The sequence below is a fragment of the Neisseria mucosa genome (genome assembly GCF_013267835.1).
Taxonomy (GTDB): Bacteria; Pseudomonadota; Gammaproteobacteria; order Burkholderiales; family Neisseriaceae; genus Neisseria.
Map to the genome: position 1 here is coordinate 572,588 of NZ_CP053939.1, position 18,062 is coordinate 590,649.

Annotated in this window: 18 protein-coding genes; 3 read left to right on the top strand and 15 right to left on the bottom strand. The window is 51.1% G+C overall.

Going from position 1 to position 18,062, the window contains the following annotated elements:
* Window positions 1-72 precede the first annotated feature (72 nt).
* Window positions 73-2,967 (bottom strand): alanine--tRNA ligase, encoded by a 2,895-nt coding sequence (alaS, locus tag FOC66_RS02665; protein ID WP_003746382.1) that lies wholly within the window; start codon window positions 2,965-2,967, stop codon window positions 73-75.
* 251 nt (window positions 2,968-3,218) lie between these two features.
* Here alaS and FOC66_RS02670 point away from each other — a divergent pair, with 251 nt between their 5' ends.
* Window positions 3,219-4,349, top strand: a complete 1,131-nt coding sequence (locus FOC66_RS02670) for a polyamine ABC transporter substrate-binding protein (protein WP_003746385.1) — start codon at window positions 3,219-3,221, stop codon at window positions 4,347-4,349.
* A 169-nt stretch (window positions 4,350-4,518) separates the two neighbouring features.
* Here FOC66_RS02670 and ubiE read toward each other — a convergent pair whose 3' ends face one another.
* The 7 genes from ubiE to ilvD all read right to left on the bottom strand — a co-directional run bounded on the left by ubiE (window position 4,519) and on the right by ilvD (window position 9,833).
* Entirely contained in the window at window positions 4,519-5,256 is a 738-nt protein-coding gene (ubiE, locus tag FOC66_RS02675; protein WP_003746386.1) for a bifunctional demethylmenaquinone methyltransferase/2-methoxy-6-polyprenyl-1,4-benzoquinol methylase UbiE, read from the bottom strand.
* A 29-nt stretch (window positions 5,257-5,285) separates the two neighbouring features.
* Window positions 5,286-5,651 (bottom strand): MBL fold metallo-hydrolase, encoded by a 366-nt coding sequence (locus FOC66_RS02680; protein WP_231288067.1) that lies wholly within the window; start codon window positions 5,649-5,651, stop codon window positions 5,286-5,288.
* Between the two features lie 20 nt (window positions 5,652-5,671).
* Window positions 5,672-6,103: a gamma-butyrobetaine hydroxylase-like domain-containing protein gene (locus FOC66_RS02685; protein ID WP_003746392.1), complete on the bottom strand. Its 432-nt coding sequence runs from the start codon at window positions 6,101-6,103 to the stop codon at window positions 5,672-5,674.
* A 1-nt stretch (window position 6,104) separates the two neighbouring features.
* The gene (locus tag FOC66_RS02690) at window positions 6,105-6,338 is read right to left on the bottom strand and encodes a hypothetical protein (protein WP_003746394.1); all 234 of its coding nucleotides are present in this window, start codon (window positions 6,336-6,338) and stop codon (window positions 6,105-6,107) included.
* 76 nt (window positions 6,339-6,414) lie between these two features.
* Window positions 6,415-7,704, bottom strand: a complete 1,290-nt coding sequence (locus FOC66_RS02695; RefSeq protein WP_003746395.1) for a CAP domain-containing protein — start codon at window positions 7,702-7,704, stop codon at window positions 6,415-6,417.
* Window positions 7,705-7,772: 68 nt separating this feature from the next.
* Window positions 7,773-7,904, bottom strand: a complete 132-nt coding sequence (locus tag FOC66_RS10805) for a hypothetical protein (RefSeq protein ID WP_256388404.1) — start codon at window positions 7,902-7,904, stop codon at window positions 7,773-7,775.
* A 69-nt stretch (window positions 7,905-7,973) separates the two neighbouring features.
* On the bottom strand, window positions 7,974-9,833 hold the full coding sequence (gene ilvD / locus FOC66_RS02700) for a dihydroxy-acid dehydratase (protein ID WP_003746398.1): 1,860 nt from the start codon (window positions 9,831-9,833) through the stop codon (window positions 7,974-7,976).
* 279 nt (window positions 9,834-10,112) lie between these two features.
* Here ilvD and FOC66_RS02705 point away from each other — a divergent pair, with 279 nt between their 5' ends.
* Window positions 10,113-10,676 carry a YceI family protein gene (locus FOC66_RS02705; RefSeq protein ID WP_003746400.1) on the top strand — a complete coding sequence of 188 codons (564 nt, stop codon included), beginning with the start codon at window positions 10,113-10,115 and terminating at the stop codon, window positions 10,674-10,676.
* 97 nt (window positions 10,677-10,773) lie between these two features.
* Here the strand turns inward: FOC66_RS02705 and FOC66_RS02710 are convergent, their stop codons facing one another.
* Both FOC66_RS02710 and FOC66_RS02715 read right to left on the bottom strand, forming a co-directional pair.
* Window positions 10,774-11,721, bottom strand: a complete 948-nt coding sequence (locus FOC66_RS02710; RefSeq protein WP_003746401.1) for a bile acid:sodium symporter family protein — start codon at window positions 11,719-11,721, stop codon at window positions 10,774-10,776.
* A gap of 150 nt (window positions 11,722-11,871) precedes the next feature.
* On the bottom strand, window positions 11,872-12,753 hold the full coding sequence (locus FOC66_RS02715) for an NAD(P)H-hydrate dehydratase (protein ID WP_003746404.1): 882 nt from the start codon (window positions 12,751-12,753) through the stop codon (window positions 11,872-11,874).
* 53 nt (window positions 12,754-12,806) lie between these two features.
* Here FOC66_RS02715 and FOC66_RS02720 point away from each other — a divergent pair, with 53 nt between their 5' ends.
* Window positions 12,807-13,463 (top strand): cytochrome b/b6 domain-containing protein, encoded by a 657-nt coding sequence (locus tag FOC66_RS02720; RefSeq protein WP_003746405.1) that lies wholly within the window; start codon window positions 12,807-12,809, stop codon window positions 13,461-13,463.
* Between the two features lie 91 nt (window positions 13,464-13,554).
* Here FOC66_RS02720 and FOC66_RS02725 read toward each other — a convergent pair whose 3' ends face one another.
* The 5 genes from FOC66_RS02725 to FOC66_RS02745 form a co-directional block, all read right to left on the bottom strand.
* A complete protein-coding gene (locus FOC66_RS02725) occupies window positions 13,555-14,643 on the bottom strand; it encodes a methyltransferase (RefSeq protein ID WP_003746407.1) in 1,089 nt (362 codons plus the stop codon).
* Window positions 14,644-14,679: 36 nt separating this feature from the next.
* Window positions 14,680-16,383: an AMP-binding protein gene (locus FOC66_RS02730; RefSeq protein WP_003746409.1), complete on the bottom strand. Its 1,704-nt coding sequence runs from the start codon at window positions 16,381-16,383 to the stop codon at window positions 14,680-14,682.
* A 15-nt stretch (window positions 16,384-16,398) separates the two neighbouring features.
* Window positions 16,399-17,154 (bottom strand): hypothetical protein, encoded by a 756-nt coding sequence (locus FOC66_RS02735; RefSeq protein ID WP_003746411.1) that lies wholly within the window; start codon window positions 17,152-17,154, stop codon window positions 16,399-16,401.
* A 39-nt stretch (window positions 17,155-17,193) separates the two neighbouring features.
* Window positions 17,194-17,733 carry a membrane protein gene (locus tag FOC66_RS02740; RefSeq protein ID WP_003746412.1) on the bottom strand — a complete coding sequence of 180 codons (540 nt, stop codon included), beginning with the start codon at window positions 17,731-17,733 and terminating at the stop codon, window positions 17,194-17,196.
* Between the two features lie 72 nt (window positions 17,734-17,805).
* Window positions 17,806-18,054, bottom strand: coding sequence for an acyl carrier protein (locus FOC66_RS02745; RefSeq protein ID WP_003680823.1), 249 nt, complete (start codon window positions 18,052-18,054; stop codon window positions 17,806-17,808).
* Window positions 18,055-18,062 lie beyond the last annotated feature (8 nt).

The window sequence follows — 18,062 nt, forward strand, 5'->3', positions numbered from 1 at the left end:
GAAATTAACCTTCTAACAAGAGATCGTCTGAAAAATTTTCAGACGATCTTCTTTGTACCTACATATTACTTATCAAACCAGTTTACTGCTTACCCAACCTTCCACGCTTACCAGCATTTCAGGCAATTTGTCGGCATCCGTACCGCCGGCTTGCGCCAAGTCAGGACGGCCGCCGCCTTTGCCGCCGACTTGTTCGGCTGCAAATTTAACCAGATCGCCTGCTTTGACTTTGCCAGTCAATGGTTTGGATACGCCTGCACATAGGGAAACTTTGCCGTCGTTGACTGCGACGAGCAATACGATGGCTTGTTCTGATTTGCCGGTTAAGTCGGTCACGATTTCGCGCAGGGCTGCGGCATCGGCTTCGATTTGTGCGGCAACGAGTTTGGCTGCACCCAAGTCTTTTGCATCGTCCAAGAGTTTGGCACCTGCATGGACGGCGAGTTCGGCTTTGGCGCGTGCCAATTCTTTTTCCAATGCTTTGGCGTGTGCTGCGCCTGCTTGGATTTTCGCCAGTACGTCTTTTTCGGTTTGGGCTTTGGTTTCGGCAATAATGTCTTTAACCAAGCGTTCTTGTTCTTGCGCCCATTTGAGTGCGTTCAGGCCGGTGATGGCTTCGATACGGCGCACGCCTGCGGCAATACCGCCTTCGCTGATGATTTTGAAGAGGCCGATGTCGCCGGTGCGTGAAACGTGTGTACCGCCGCACAATTCGGTAGAGAAACCGCCCATTTGCAATACGCGCACTTCGTCGCCGTATTTTTCGCCGAAGAGCATCATGGCGCCGGTTTTTTGGGCATCTTCCATGCTCATAATAGCTGCGTTGACGGCAACGTTTGCCAAAATGGCTTCGTTGACGCGGCGTTCTACTTCGGCGATTTCTTCGGCAGTTACTGCTTGAGGATGGGAAATGTCGAAACGGGTGGATTCGGCGGTAACCAAAGAGCCTTTTTGTTCAACGTGTTCGCCCAATACATCGCGCAGGGCTTTGTGCATCAAGTGGGTCGCGCTGTGGTTGCGCATATTGGCATTGCGGATTTCGTCATCCACTTTGGCGGTAACGCTGTCGCCGACTTTCAGACGGCCTGAAGTTTGTACGCCGAATTGACCGAATACGGCCGCTTTGATTTTTTGGGTATCGCGTACTTCAAAGCGGTTTTCGCCTGCGAAGATATAGCCGACGTCGCCGACTTGGCCGCCGGATTCTGCGTAGAACGGGGTAAAGTCGATAACGACGGCACCTTCGTCGCCTTCGTTCAATTCGTCGACTTGCTCGCCGTCTTTGTAGAGGGCGAGGACTTTAGATTCGGTTTGGCGTTCGCTATAGCCTTTAAACTCGGTGTCCTGACCTTCGTAAGGCAGTTGGGCATTGGCTTTGAAGCTTTGTGCGGCGCGTGCGCGTGCACGTTGGGCTTCCATCTCACGCTCGAAGCCTGCTTCGTCCAGTTCGATGCCCAGTTCGCGCGCCATGTCGGCGGTTAGGTCGTAGGGGAAACCGTAGGTGTCGTAGAGTTTGAAGATGTGTTCGCCGCCGATAACGAGTTTGCTGTTGGCGATGTTGTCCATCAAGTAGGTATTCAAGGCTTCGGCAAACGGTTTTTTCGCGTCGGGAATATGGGCGGTTTCCAAAGCAGCCTGCAAATCGATATACATGCCTTCGTTCAGGCTGCCTGAAACTCGAGGACGGATAACGATTTGCTTTTTGCTCGGAGCAACACGGGAAGCGGCGGTAAATTCCACACCATCTGCGGTTTTCAATGTCAGAGGTTTGCCTACACCGTCTTGCGGCAACAAGCTTTCCAGTTTCAGGAATTTCATGCCGTTGAGCACTTGGTTGAACAAGCCCATGCCTTTTTCCAGCGTTTCGCCGAAGCGGCTTTCTTCCGCGCGCAAGGCTTCCATAATCTGTGTCTGTTTCTCTTTCAACTCAGGATACGCGGCGCCCATTTCTTTCACCAAATCGGGCACGAGTTTGTAGAAAAACGCCTGTTTCTGGCCTAGTTTGTAACCGTGGCGCACGGCGCGGCGGATGATGCGGCGCAATACGTAGCCGCGGCCTTCGTTGGAAGGCAAGACACCGTCTGCAATCAGGAAGGAGCAGGATCGGATGTGGTCGGCGATGACTTTCAGGCTGGGTTCTTCCATGCTGAAAGCTGCGCCGGTTTCGCGGGCAACGGCTTTGAGCAGGTCTTGGAACAAGTCGATTTCGTAGTTGCTGTGAACATGCTGCATGACGGCGGCCATGCGCTCCAAGCCCATGCCGGTATCGACGGAAGGCTTAGGCAGTGGATTCATATTGCCTTGTTCGTCGCGGTTGAACTGCATAAATACGCAGTTCCAAATTTCAATCCAGCGGTCGCCGTCTTCTTCAGGGCTGCCCGGAATGCCGCCCCAGATTTCTTCGCCGTGGTCGTAGAAAATTTCGGAGCAAGGGCCGCAAGGGCCGGTGTCGCCCATTTGCCAGAAGTTGTCGGATGCGTATTTCGCACCTTTGTTGTCGCCGATGCGGACGATGCGTTCGGCAGGCATACCGATTTCGTTCAACCAGATGTTGTAGGCTTCGTCGTCTTCTGCGTAAACGGTTGCCAACAGTTTGTCTTTAGGGATGTTCAACCATTCGGGGGAAGTCAGGAATTCCCAAGCGAAGTGGATGGCATCGCGTTTGAAGTAGTCGCCGAAGGAGAAGTTGCCCATCATTTCAAAGAAGGTGTGGTGACGGGCGGTGTAGCCTACGTTTTCCAAGTCGTTGTGTTTGCCGCCTGCACGTACGCATTTTTGCGCGGTAGTGGCGCGGTTGTAGGGGCGTTTGTCAAAGCCGAGGAATACGTCTTTAAATTGGTTCATACCTGCGTTGGTAAACAGCAGGGTTGGGTCGTCGTGTGGCACGAGCGAGGAGGAGCGGACGATGGTGTGGCCTTTAGATTCGAAAAATTTCAGGAATTTTTGGCGTAGTTCGGTGGTTTTCATAATGTCTCGATAAAATTTTGTACAAAGATTTCAGACGGCCCGGACGGCACGTTGAGATTAAAAACGAATGGGCGTTATCTTACCGCAAAACCATATTTCAAGCTATCGGCAGAAAGGTTTTAAGTTGGCGGCAAGCTGTCTTTCAGACGGCTTCAAGCGGGTCGATATCTTTTAACAATGAAGCCTATCCGCCCCGGCTTGCCTGCTTTATAATGCCTTTCTCTTTTCAACCGGATACGCAAGGAATGATAATGGCCAAACATCTGCCCCTCATCGTACTGACTGCGCTGGCGCTGGCCGGCTGCGGCGGCTCGGACAAAAACTCTGCCGACAAGGCGGCGCAAACCGATAATCAAAAGGTATTGAGCATTTACAACTGGTCGGAATATGTTGATCCCGAGACGGTTGCCGCGTTTGAGAAAAAACACGGTATCTCAGTAACTTATGATGTGTATGACAGCGATGAAACGCTGGAAAGCAAGGTGTTGACCGGCAAGTCGGGTTACGACATCGTGGGTCCTTCCAATGCGTTTGTCGGTAGGCAGATTAAGGCAGGTGCGTATCAGAAAATCGACAAATCCCTGATTCCCAACTATAAAAACCTGAATCCACAACTGATGAAGCTGATGGAAGGCGTTGATCCGAATCACGAATACGCCGTTCCGTTTTATTGGGGGACTAACACTTTCGCCATCAATACCGAGCGTGTGAAAAAGGCTTTGGGTACGGATCAGTTGCCGGACAATCAATGGGATTTGGTGTTTAACCCCGAATACACGTCCAAACTCAAGCAATGCGGCATCAGCTATTTGGACAGCGCGGCAGAGATTTATCCTATGGTATTGAATTATATGGGTAAAAATCCAAACAGCAGTGAAACGGCGGATATTAAGGCGGCTACGGAAGTCTTGAAGAAAAACCGTCCGTACATCAAGCGTTTTACCTCGTCCGGTTTTATCGATGATTTGGCGCGCGGCGATACTTGCGTAACAATTGGTTTTGGCGGCGATTTGAACATTGCCAAACGTCGTGCCGAAGAAGCCGGCGGCAAAGAAAAAATCCGTGTGATGATGCCGAAAGAAGGCGTGGGGATTTGGGTGGATTCGTTTGTGATTCCGAAAGATGCCAAACATGTGGCCAATGCCCATGCGTATATCAATGATTTCTTAGATCCCGAAGTTGCGGCGAAAAACGGCAATTTTGTCACTTATGCGCCATCCAGCAAACCGGCTCAGGAGCTGATGGATGAAGAGTTTAGAAACGACAATACGATTTTCCCGACTGATGAAGATTTGAAAAACAGCTTTATCATGGTGCCTATCCAGCCGGCGGCGTTGAAATTTATGGTCCGTCAATGGCAAAGCGTGAAAGCAGGAAAATAAGCTGATTTGAGCATATTCAGGCCGTCTGAATGGTGTAACCGAAATCCTTGATTTCGTTTTATGGCTGTTCAGGCGGTCTTTGGTTTGTGTCAGACTGGCTTGGGTAAGGTTTGAAAAAAACAAAGGGCGTGTCTATCAATCACGCCCTTTGTTTTTGTTTCAGACGGCCTTAGAATTTCACGCCTTTATGCAGGGCGACGATGCCTGCGCTCATGTTGTGGTAATCCACGCTGTCGAAGCCTGCATCCAGCATCATTTGTTTCAAGGTTTCTTGGTCGGGATGCATACGGATGGACTCGGCGAGGTATTGGTAGCTGTCGGCATCTTTGGCAATCAGTTTGCCCATAATCGGCAACAGTTTGAAAGAGTAGAGGTCGTACACGCCTTCCAAAGGTTTGTACACTTTGGAGAATTCCAACACCAGCAGGGTGCCGCCCGGTTTCAATACGCGGTACATTTCTTTCAGCGCGGCATCTTTGTGCGTCATGTTGCGCAGGCCGAATGCGACGGAAACCAGATTGAAATAGTTGTCGGGGAACGGCAATTTTTCAGCGTCTGCCAACGATACGGGCAGAATCATGCCTTCGTTAAGCAGGCGGTCGCGGCCGACGGTCAGCATGGAGGAGTTGATGTCTGTCAGCCAAACTTCGCCTTCTTTGCCCACACGTTTTGCCCAGCCTCGGGATAAATCACCTGTACCGCCGGCGATGTCCAATACTTTGTCGCCTTTTTTCAGGCGGGCGGTATTGATGGTGAAATGTTTCCAAACGCGGTGCAGACCGCCGGACATTACGTCATTCATAATGTCGTAGTTTTTTGCCACGGAGTGGAAGACTTCGGCAACTTTGCCTGCTTTTTCGTCTTCGTCAACGGTAGTGAAGCCGAAATGGGTTTTGTGGTCGCTCATAGTGTCTGCCTTCTTAAAATAATACGGATTCAGATATCGAATACGTCGAAATCGCCAACCACTTTCGACGCGGGAAATATAGTTTGTGCCTGCTGTTCCAGCATCAGGCGTTGTTCTTCTTCGGTATAACGTGCGCTGATGTGGGTCGGGTAAAGTTGTTTCACATTGGCCTGCAAAGCCAGCTTGGCGGCATCGGATACGGTCGAATGGAACACTCGTTCCGCTGTTTCTTCATCACCTGCCGCAAAGGTTGCTTCATGCACCAAAACGTCTGCATTTTGTGCGGCGCGTACTGCCTGCGGACAGGCTTTAGTATCGCCGAAGATGGCCACTTTTCGGCCTTTTTTGGGCGGGGAGAGGAACGCTTTGCCGTCAATGCTTCTTCCGTCATCCAAGCTTACGGTCTTGCCTTTTTTCAGACGGCCTTTCCGCCGCAACCACCACTACCGCAGGAATGTGTGTGTTTGGGTTTTAAGTCTTCGGCACTTGGCGTTCTGGACGCGCCGGCTTTTTCGAGGCGGTCGAGATAGTCTTGCCAAAGCGCGTCTTGATTGTGCGCCAGTCGGTAGAGATAGTCCCAATCGTAAAGGCCGCTGTCGTGGCCGTCTGAAAAAGTAATTTTCAAGGCGTATTGGCCGACGGGGTCTAAATCGGTAATGCTGACTTCGGCTTTGCCTGTTTGCAAAACATCTTGGCCGGCACCGTGTCCGCGCACTTCCGCGCTGGGCGAGTACACGCGCAGGTATTCGGCAGGAAGGCTCTTTGCACCGTCAACATAGACCAAAGTCAGTACGCGACGCTCTTTTTGGAGGCGGATTTCTTGTGGAATTTTATCGGCTTGGGTCATGTCATGCTCCGTTCTTTTTACGCAAATAGGCAACGCGTACAGAAAAAATACCGCCAAGTACGGCAAACAGCACGATTGCGTAGAGTGAAAACCGTATCAGGCCCACTTGTGTGTCCGCCGTCAGCCCCAAGGGCAGCAACATCACGGCAACGAACAGTAAAAATGCGGCCAACATGGCGGCAATGCTGGCAAAGGCATAGCGGGTATTGGCTGCTGTTTGCGGATGTTTGGTCATATTGGATGGCTTGCCGTAGGGTGGTGAGGCGGTATTTTATCAGCTTTTTGGTGCTTCATGCCGTCTGAAAACGGCTTTATTTCCATAAATAAAGTGTAATGGCGCGCCTGTCTTCGCCTTCGGGCATTAAGCGGATGCTGCTGCCTTTGCTTCCGTTGACACGGATAATGATGCCGCCGGTCTGCCGCTCGATGATGTCGAGTTGGGTGTCGCGGTTCATGCGGTAGTTGTAACGTTCGCATTGTTTCAAGCACCAGAAATCTTGCCAATGGATAAAATATTTTTGTCCGGATTCGATGGCCAGCGTTTCGCCGCCTTTGACGATAAAGTAAGGATAATCGGGTTTTTGCGTGCTGAATGTCCATTCGGCTGTTCTGTTTTTTCCGTTTTGACGGTATTGGAACACGGCACGGTATTCGGTGTCGTATTCCAAGGGCTGTAAAGGAAACAGCGCAAATTGGCGGTCGGTTAGGAGGCGGTTTGGGTCATTATTTTTATCTAAGATTTTGACGTCTTTGATTTCTTTTGTGTCCTGATACAGTTTGAACGAACGCATTTTGACCGGAGGCGATTGTTCTGAGAATGCGATGCTGACCGGATTGCCGGTCATTTCATAATGCGGCATAGGGTCAGGACGTTCGCCGTGGAAAACCGGCGAAGCGAAATTGCCTTGTGGATAGGTGATGTAAGGCCGGGTTTTGCGGTTGGAAATTTCATCCGCATAAACAATGGCATGGCCATGACAGGCATCTTGATAAAACGAACGGCTGAGGTCGGATAGGGGGCGGTTTTTTTGGCAGAGGCTGTTGAATCTGCTGTCGCCCTGATTAATGCTCAACGCGATTTGTTTGCCTTGAGATTCAAACGCGGCACCGGCCTCGTCGATATTTTGATCGAGCAAGGAGAAACGGTGGTAAATCGCCGTCATCAGGTTGTCCAGCTGATGTTGGGCAGGCAGGTGGTCGTTGATTTTTTCGTTTGGCGGGTGTTGGCCGGTACTGACGTTTTCATGTACGCCTTGATAGGCATAACCGGCTTTGCGCGTGCGGTCAGATGGGCGTGGGCCTGTGTAAAAGGGATTGCGTGTATTGTGTTCGTCATGTCCATCATCAGGATTTTGCAGCAGATAGCGGGCATGATTGCGCGCGGCGCGTTCGAGTGTGGCCGAGTGCGCCAGTGTGGGCAGATTGGCTGAAGCGCGGAGGAAGTTTAAATACGCCAAGGCGTCAAAATCGGCAACGGCAGTACGATTTTGCGGCGGTTGGGCGTAGATGAGCTGGTCTTCGGAATAGCGATGGGTTTCGTAGTATTGGAATATGCCGAGGGCGATGGCGAAACCCCCCAGCCAGTAAAGAAAGTGTTTCATTATATGTACTGCGTTCAGACGGCCTTGAGCTGCGGCTCTTTCCCCTTGAAACTCATGCCGTTAAATGATTATTTTGATAGCGGCTTGACTTGGAATGCTTCAGGATGGGATTTGAAATATTCGACAGCGATAAATCCGCCGCCAATAATAATCAGTAGGGCAATGGCCATGCCGATCATCGCTAAAATGAATTTGTCCATATTTGTCCGTTTGAATGAAGGCCGTCTGAAACACTTGGAAGCGTTCAGACGGCCTTAAAGTCAGGTTAATTAACGTTCGATTTGCGATACGTCGCGCACTGCACCTTTGTCGGCGGAAGTCGCCATCGCGCCGTAGGCACGCAGGGCAGCGGAGACGTAGCGGTCGCGGTTTTCCGGTTTCCACGCTTTGCTGCCGCGTGCTTCCATTTCGGCACGGCGTGCGGCAAGCTCTTCATCGGAAATGACAAGGTGGATGCTGCGGTTTGGAATATCGATTTCGATGGTGTCGCCTTCGTGTACCAAACCGATGGCGCCGCCTTCTGCCGCTTCAGGCGAAGCATGGCCGATGGACAGGCCGGAAGTACCGCCGGAGAAACGGCCGTCGGTCAGAAGGGCGCAAGCTTTGCCCAAACCTTTGGATTTCAGGTAAGAAGTCGGGTACAGCATTTCTTGCATGCCCGGGCCGCCTTTAGGGCCTTCGTAGCGGATGATGACGATGTCGCCTGCCACGATTTGGTTGCCCAAAATGCCTTCGACTGCGTCTTCTTGGCTTTCAAATACACGGGCGCGGCCGGTAAATTTGAGGATGCTCTCGTCCACGCCTGCGGTTTTTACCACACAACCGCGTTCTGCGATATTGCCGAACAATACTGCCAAGCCGCCGTCTTGCGAGTAGGCATGTTCGACATCGCGGATACAGCCTTTTTCACGGTCGAGGTCGAGGGTTTTCCACATACGGTTTTGCGAGAACGCCTGAGTGGTGCGCACGCCGCCGGGAGCGGCTTTGAAACGCTCGATGGCATGGGTGTTTTCAGGGTTGGTCACGTCCCATTTTTCAATCGCGTCTTTCAGTGTCGGCGCATGGATGGTGTACACGTCGGTGTGCAGTTTGCCTGCCTTGTCCAATTCTTTCAAGATGGCGAAAATGCCACCGGCGCGGTGCACGTCTTCCATGTAGTAGTCGTGATTGTTTGGCGCGGTTTTGCAGATGCAAGGAACAACGCGGCTCAGGCGGTCGATGTCGGCCATTTTGAAATCGACACCGGCTTCGTTGGCAACAGCCAACAGGTGCAAAATAGTATTGGTAGAGCCGCCCATGGCGATGTCCATGGTCATGGCGTTTTCAAACGCTTTTTTAGTGGCAATGCTGCGTGGCAACACGGTTTCGTCGTCTTGCTCGTAGTAGCGTTTGGTGATTTCGACAATCATGCGGCCGGCTTCGAGGAACAATTCTTTGCGGCCTGCGTGGGTGGCAAGGTAGGAGCCGTTGCCCGGCAGGGAAAGGCCGAGTGCTTCGGTCAGACAGTTCATGGAGTTGGCGGTAAACATGCCGGAGCAGGAGCCGCAGGTCGGGCAGGCGTTTTGCTCGACTTCTTCGACTTGTTTGTCGCTGATATTGTCGTCAGCCGATTCGATCATGGCGTCAATCAAGTCCAAGCGGCGTTCGGGTTGAATGTTTGCAACTCCGATAACTTTACCGGCTTCCATCGGGCCGCCGGAAACGAAGATGGTCGGAATATTCAAGCGCATGGCGGCAATCAGCATTCCCGGGGTGATTTTGTCGCAGTTGGAAATGCACACCAGCGCGTCGGCGCAGTGGGCGTTGACCATGTATTCGATGGAGTCGGCAATCAGGTCGCGGCTGGGCAGGGAGTAGAGCATACCGCTGTGGCCCATGGCGATACCGTCGTCAATGGCGATGGTGTTGAATTCTTTGGCAATGCCGCCGGCTTTTTCGATTTCACGGGCAACCAGTTGGCCCATATTGTGCAGGTGCACATGGCCTGGGACGAATTGGGTGAAGGAGTTGGCAATGGCAATAATCGGTTTACCGAAGTCGGTTTCCATGACGCCGGTCGCACGCCACAATGCGCGCGCACCTGCCATATTGCGGCCGTGGGTAGAGGTTTTGGAGCGGTATTCAGGCATTTTTGTTCCTTTGTTTTATGCTGAGGCCGTCTGAAATAGGCTGAATATTGTGGCGGCCCGTTGTAGAAATAACTCGGTATTTTATACCAATTACGAGCGATGAAGCACGCTATTTTGTAATAAAACTAAACTGTGTTTGCTTCACCTGAATTTGCTGCTCACTTCTTCAGACGGCCTGAAGTTTTCTTAAGATGAAACGCTGTCTTTCTCAGTTGCAAAAGATGTTGGTGTCAAAAAGTGATATGATAGGGAACTTCTCACACTTTTAAGGATAAGACGATGAAAAAAATCATGTTTGCATTGTGTTCGGCCATGTTGGCTTCTGCTGTGTCTGCCGCTGTTTATAAAGTGGACGAATTCCATGCCAATGCCCGCTTTGCCATCGACCATTTCAACACCAGCACCAACGTCGGCGGTATTTATGGTTTGACCGGAAATTTGGAATTTGACCGCGCCAAACGCCAAGGCTCTATCGATATCGTATTGCCTTTGTCCAAACTGCAAACCGGTTCTGAACACTTTACCCAACACTTGAAATCTGCCGATATTTTCAACGCGGACAAATACCCTGAAATCCGTTTTGTATCCACCAAATTCAATTTCAACGGCAAAAAACTGCTTTCTGTTGACGGCAACCTGACCATGAACGGCAAAACTGCGCCGGTGAAACTCAAAGCCGACAAATTCAACTGCTACCAAAGCCCGATGTTAAAAGCAGAAGTGTGCGGCGGCGACTTCAGCACCACCATCGACCGTACCAAATGGGGCTTGGATTATCTGGTAAGTGCCGGCATGAGCAAAAAAGTAAACATCAATATCCAAATCGAAGCAGCCAAACAATAATCCTGCTTGATTTTAAAATAAAGGCCGTCTGAACAGCTTAGGCAGAAATCGTTGATTTCGTTTATCCCTGTTCAGACGGCCTGATGATTAAAGTCGATTAGGATTCTTTATTTTTATCGGCTTTGGCTGCCCAATAAGTTGCCAAAAGCGAGCCGGAGATATTGTGCCACACGCTGAACAATGCGCTGGGAACGGCAACAACCGGCGCGGCGGCAAAGTGTGCGGCGGCAAGGGCGGCACCCAAGCCCGAGTTTTGCATACCGACTTCGATGGCCAGCGTTTTTTGTGCATCATAAGGCAGGCCGGTCCATTTGGCGGCAAAGAAGCCGAGCAGATAGCCGATGCCGTTGTGGAGTACGACAACCGCGAAAATCAGCAGGCCGCTTTCAATAATCTTGCCTTTGCTGGCACCGACGACCGCGCCGATAATCAGCACGATGGCGGCAACGGAAACCAGCGGCAGTGCGTCGGTCAGTTTTTCAGTTTTGTTGCCCAAGACTTTATGGACAATCAAGCCCAAAACGATGGGGAACAAAACCATTTTGACGATGGACATCAACATACTGCCCGCTTGGATTTCCAGCATTTCACCGGCGAGCATCAGGAAGATGGCGGGGGTCAGCAATGGGGAAATCAGGGTGGAAACCGATGTAACGGCAACCGACAAAGCCACATTGCCGCGCGCCAGATAAGTCATTACATTGGAAGCAGTACCGCCCGGGCAGCAGCCGACCAAAATCACACCGACTGCGATTTCGGCAGGCAGGTTCAACAGCTTGGCCAGCAGATAGGCGGTTGCCGGCATGATGGCGAATTGTGCAATCACGCCGATGATGACGGCTTTGGGGCGTTTGAACAAAATATCGAAGTCAGAAGGTTTGAGCGTCAAGCCCATGCCGAACATGATGATGCCCAGAAGCCAAGGAATGTAAGGGCCGACCCATTTGAAGGTGTCGGGTGCGAAAAAAGCGATGCCGGCAAAGAGCGCCGCCCAAAGGGAAAATGTTTTTCCAATAAAGTTGCTGATTTTATTGAGGATACTCATGATAATATGTTGTGAAGTTGTTTTTAAGGGAAATCAAGGATACACGCCTTAACCTTAATTTGCAAAATGACTTAAAAATAAACCAGGCCGTCTGAAAATAGAGATTGATTTTCAGACGGCCTGCAATCTGTATTTATGATATAGGCGGTATTACTCTTTTGATAAAATATTGCGCAGCCATCGGGCGGCAGGTGCGATTTCTCCGGCGAGCATCCCGGTTTCGATTTGGCTGCTGTGTTTGATGACATCGGCTGCCGCGCCATGTAGCCAAACGCCGGCGCAAGCAGCCTGGAATGCCGGAATGCCTTGTGCCAGCAGGCTGCCGATCATACCGCTTAAGACATCGCCGCTGCCGGCGGTAGCCAATCCGGCATTGCCGCTGGTGTTGGTATAGACCATGCCGTCAGTTGCGGCAACTAATGTATGATGGCCTTTCAATACGACAGTTGCGCCATATTTTTGGCTGATTTCGGTTACGGCTTTCTGTCTGTCGGCTTGAACTGATTGGGTATCGATACCGAGTAGGCGGGCGGCTTCGGCCGGATGCGGTGTCAGGACGATATGTTTGTACGATTTGAGGCGTTCGGCTAATTCGGGAGAACGGGCCAGTAGTGTCAAGGCATCTGCATCGAGCAATAAAGGCCGGTCATGGTGTGTTGACAGGATTTTGGGCAGCAGCTGCTCTGATAATCCGTCCAGACCGAATCCGCAGCCGATTACCCGTGCGCTGACATCGTTGCGCTCCATCAGTTGGGCCGCAGTGGCGAGCATGATTTCAGGGCGTTCGGGAATGATGGCAAAAGGCAGCGCGGCTTGGTTGAAGCCTGCCCAAACCTTGCCGCACCCCTGATACATGGCGGCTGTGGCTGCCAAAACCACTGCGCCGATCATTCCCGTTGAGCCGCCGATAATGGCAAGCGTGCCGTATGTGCCTTTGTGCGACTCTTGGGCGCGGGGGCGGAATACGTCGGGAAATGCTAAGGCCGTCTGAAAAGCCTGAAGCGATTCGGGAAGCGTGTAGATGGGCTGCATGGCGTAACCTTCCAAGATAAGAAATTTAATTTTAAATCAGAAAGTAAAAGGTAATGAAGCAAAAAATAAAAGTTTGGGACGCACCTACGCGCCTGTTCCATTGGCTCTTGGTGTTATTGATGGGTTTCATGTGGTACAGCGCCACCCGAGGCGGCGATATGCTGGTATGGCATTTGCGCGGCGGTTTGTTGATGTTGGCGTTGGTGGTTTTCCGCTTGTGCTGGGGGATATGGGGCAGCGATACGGCAAGATTCAGCCGATTTGTGCGTCCATTTTCCGAAATCCGCCGCTATACACAAGGCCAGATGTCTGAAGACGAATTGGTCGGCCACAATCCTTTGGGTGCGCTGATGGTCATCGCTTTATTGGCCGCGCTGGTTTTTCAGATGGCCACTGGCTTATTTGCCGCCGATGAAAATACGTTTACCAATTCCGGCTTTTTGAATCATTTGGTCAGCGAACACGCCGGTACGCTGGCGCGAAAAATCCATGTCAATTTCTTTAATATTTTGACTGTTTTGGCAGGCGTACATATCGCAGCTGTTTTGCTGTATCGCTTTGTGAAAAAACAGGATTTGATTACGCCGATGATTAACGGCTTTAAAACCATTGATGCCAAGCAGCCTAAGTTGGCAGGAATGGGACAATTGCTTGCCGCTTTGTCGGTAGCGATTGCGTTAGTGTGCGCAGTATGGATGTTGCGCGGCTGATGTTTTAAGGCGGATACCCAAAAACAAACCGACTCCGATAGCTGAAATGGCTGTTGGGGTCGGTTGCTTTTTAGGGTTTAAAAGATGATGTTCAGACGGCCTTAACGCAGCGCAGGATGCTGTGGCCTCGGCCGATGCCGTCTGAAATTTCCGCTACTTTCAATCCGGCTTTTTCAACGCAACGGATCAGGTCTTCAGAATGGAAGATTTTGCTGTTGCCGTTGGCCATGGCAGTGAAATACAGGCTGGTCATGGTCAGGCAGTAGGCGGCGGTTTCGTAGCGTTGCCTGTCCCAGAAAGGCTCCATGATGTAGAGGCTGGTGTTTTCGCTCATGGACGCAGCGGCGCGTTGAAGAATGCTGGTGGCTTGTTCTTCGGTGAAACAGTCTAGGAATTGGCTCATCCAAATCGCGTCAAAACCGGTTGGGAACGGAATTTCAGGATCAAGCAGGTTGGCCGGATGGGCGTAGATACGGTCCGCGCCGTTTTTGCCTTTGGTCGCTTCGCGCATCAAGCCGATTTGTTGCGGCAGATCCATAATGGTTACTTCCACTTCGGCATTGTGGTTGACGCATTGCTCCGCCCAGCGGCCGGTATTGCCGCCGACATCGAGCAATTTTTTGACCGGTTTGGCGAACACGGTGTTGAGCGCTTCGGCGAAGGAGTTGTCGGAATAATAATGGTCGAATGCAAACCATTTTTCCTGCGCGATGCTTGGCAATGAAGACAAGCCTTCGTAAATGGTCGGCCAGTCGCCGAATACTTTCAGGCCTTCGGGCTTGCCGGTTTGCAGGGTTTTTTCCAAATCAAACATGCCTTGGTAGCAGATTTCCTGCGTGAAATCCATGTTGACACGGGCCATTTTGTCTTTGAGGACAAACCAACCGGCCTTGCTGATGAAATAGCGGTTGTCGCGAGTCAAGACAGTGCCGATAGAAAGTGAAGCTTCCAGCAGGACTTGTGCCGCGTAGTTACTGATTTTCGCTTTTTCAGCGATTTCGGCTTGAGTGAGGCCGTCAGGATGGGCGTTCAGCAGGTCCAGAATGCCAAATTTCACCATCAGGCGGGAAACTTGGAACACAATCGGTGCAAAAGCGATTTCTTGAGCCAGACGTTGAGCCTCGCCTGCGGACTGGTGTTCGTGGGAATAGCGTTGTTCTAGGGCAGGGAAGAGTTGCATATTGTTGGTTTTCCACTAAAAAGTTAATAGGTATATTCAGACGGCCTCAAACACAATCCGTCCTGATGCACACGGATGCTCTCCGTTGTTGATTTTAAAGCTCAGTTTGTTTTTGCCTTCATCGTATTTCAGCTCTACCGACACTTCATCATGAGGACGGATAAACTGCTGATATTTTAGATTTTCGATGCGGATAACGCGCTGTTTGCCCCATGGCTGGGGCGCGATCAGGTTGCGCACCCATTGCAGCTCTACCACGCCGGGAACCAGCGGGAAGGTGGCAAAATGGCCGCCGAAATAAACCAAATCCAAAGGCACGCGGCCGATGAAGGTTTCGATATTGGTTTCATCGTCAGATGATGTTTTCGACCAAACGGGCGAAGTTTGGGCAACGGTAAAGGCCGTCTGAAAATCCGCCGCGGCGATTTTTGCTTGGGCGTTGCGCGGCAGGCTGTCGGTAAAACGCCAGTAGCGCGGCAGGGCAATGGTGTCCTGCGTGGCGGCCAGATGGCGTTTGAGCGTATCGGCGACCGCAGCGCGGCCTTTCTCGCGCAAGGCAGCGATACCGTCTGCGTTCAATGCCGCCCATATGGCAATACGTTGATGTTGCGGATGACGGCCGCAATGGGCGTCGGCAATCCAAGGATGTTGTAAAAGTTCGTGTTCGATTTGGGTCAGCGACACGCGTTTGTCCTCAAATTTAATAATACGGTCTTGGCGACCGAGTAACAGGAAACCGTCATCTTGCGGCTCGATCAAATCGGCTGTTTGACGGCGTTCGGGCGACCAAGGCGAAGAAGCCCAAAGTGCGCCTTCTTCGTTTTGCCCGATTTCCACGCCTTCGAAAGGCTGCCATTCTTGGCGTTCGCAACGTGAGGCAATCACGCCGGTTTCGGTACTGCCATAAACTTCAAACGGGCGGACGGCAGCCTGTTGCAGCAAATCCGCCGTGGCTGAGGGCAATGCGCCACCGGCCGAGACAATGCCTGCAATTTTATGGCCGATACTTTGCCAGTTGCGGTTTTCGCCCAAGCGGTTGAGTACGGCCGGACTGGCAATCCAAACCACTTTATCATGTGCGGCCGTGCTGTAAAGCAGGTTTTCCGGATAAACGGCTTGCTGTCGCTCCATAGTCCAACCCATTGTCAGCGCGAGTGCGAAGCGGAATGTGAAGCCGTAAAGATGCTGCGGAATAACGCTACCGATCACGGTTTCACCGTGCTGTCCAAATGGCAGCGTATTTGCCAAAGTCAGGGCTTCGGCCTGCATTTGCGCGGCGGTTTTCACAATAATCTGCGCTTCGCCGCTGGATCCTGATGTTTTCAGCCATGCTTCGGCATGGTCGGGAATCAGATGGTTTTCAGGATAGGTGTGCAGCGCTTCTGATTCTGTTCGAGTCAATACATCAGGCAAGTGCCAAATGTTCAGGCCGTCTGAAGACAGCTTTTTATCTGTTGAATCTGTTAAAAACACTTCTGACGTTTTGCCCCATTCCAAATTGTCTTGCGCCAAATTGGGCAACAATAAAACCTTTCCGCCCGAATGCCACACTGCCAACACAGCACAGGCAAACAGCGCGGCATCGTCAAACCACAACGCGGCAGTTTGCACGCCTGCCTCTTTCAGACGGCATGACAGATGGAAAACCGCACGGTTGAAATCAGCACGCGTCCAATTCGGATGGGTGGCGATAAGGTCGTGTTGGGGTAGGTTTGGGGATAGGATTCGGGTTAGGTGCATGATGGTTCTAAGGTTTTATAATTTCGATGTATTTGCCTTGGTTTCTTCTTTGATTTGTGCCAAGCATTCATCGTATTGTTTATTTGTCGTTTGGCGTACCAATTCGTAATCATTTGCCTGCCACTCTTCCAATGAATGGCTTTCACTTCTTTTGAAGCAATGGAGTAAGCGATCGGTTTTGCCGCTTTGTCCGTCTACCAAAAGGCTGACTTCATTGTTCAGAAAGAATCGGTCTCGTTTATTGAATTTTTCATAAACCAAATAGAAACGACCCGGTTGGACAAATAGTTTTTTACTGGCACTATTGCCTTTAAATGACCATTTTGCCGCCCAAGCCCGAACTTTGGGAGAGAATTGTTCAAAAACGGGATTCGCAAAATTCGGTTCAATAGGCTTCCCACTTAAATTGTGTTTGCCCAGCAGGTCAGGGCCTTCATATCCAATATGACCGCTACTACCGGCAAGAATGAATAATGCAAAAGTTGCTGTAAATACGGCTGTTTGTGCAGCCCTTGCTTTTACCGTATTGGATTTCCGAATAATCATCAAATTCATGCTGCTGGTTGTAGTATCGTCAGAATAACGATTGTGTATTCGGTCAATGACGGTCAGGTTTCCCGAGCGCGTTTTGATGGTGTGGCTGGCAACTTCCGTATAATTTTTCTTGTATTCGGCTTCCGCCTTTTCTTCAGGGGATAAAGGCGTTTTAGATGTAGAAGAGCATGCGGTAAATGTGAAGGAAATCAGGGTAAGTAGGATGATTTTTTTCATTATGGTTATTCGTCTAATTGATGAAATATTTTTAATAGTTTAAACCTTCAAAACCAATTTCCGATAAATCAACTCTCCGGCAAATAAGATTCCCATTAACACATACGACACGATGCCTGTATAAGCCGCCCACCAATCGTAATATTGCAAGCCTGCCAAAATGGCGGCGGTTGCGCCGTTGAAGACAAAGAAGGCGCACCAGATTTGCGTAACTCGTCGAGTGTGGCGCACGCCTTCGGGCGGCAGGTCGGGGTGTTGCAGTCGGGCGAGGCGTTCGATAACGGTTTGTTTAGCAAACAGGCTGCCGCCGAAAACGGCAAGCATCAGCGTGTTGACGGCGACGGGATACCAATACATCGAGTCGGGCCGTCTGAAAACCAGTACCGCCGCAAAAAAAGCGGCAAGGATAATCGCCGTAATGCGTTGTGCCGTGGTTTGCGGCATGGCGGCGCGTATCAGCCATAACACACACATGGCCGCTGCAAGCCAGAAAAATGCGCCGTTTTCCCTGCCGTAATACCATAGGAGCGGATAGGCGAGGCTGGCAAGGGTCAGTAGGAGTTTTCCTAATATTTTCATGGTTGCGATTGATTTTCAGACGGCCTTGCGGATTGACAAGGCCGTCTGAAAATATGCTGATTCAAAGCAAAATCAGGAATCTTGTTGTACTTTCAAAACCGCTTGAACCACGTCTTCTACGGTACGCACATTGCGGAAGTCTTCGGCTTGCAGTTTGCGGCCGGTTTCGCGTTTGATGTGGTCGATAAGGTCGATGGCGTCGATGCTGTCGATTTCCAAATCTTCGTAGAGGTTGGTTTCGGGTTTGATGCGTTCCGGTTCGATTTCAAACAGGTTAACCAGTGCATCGGTCAGCAGGGTGCGTACTTCTTGTTCGGTCATCTTCTCTC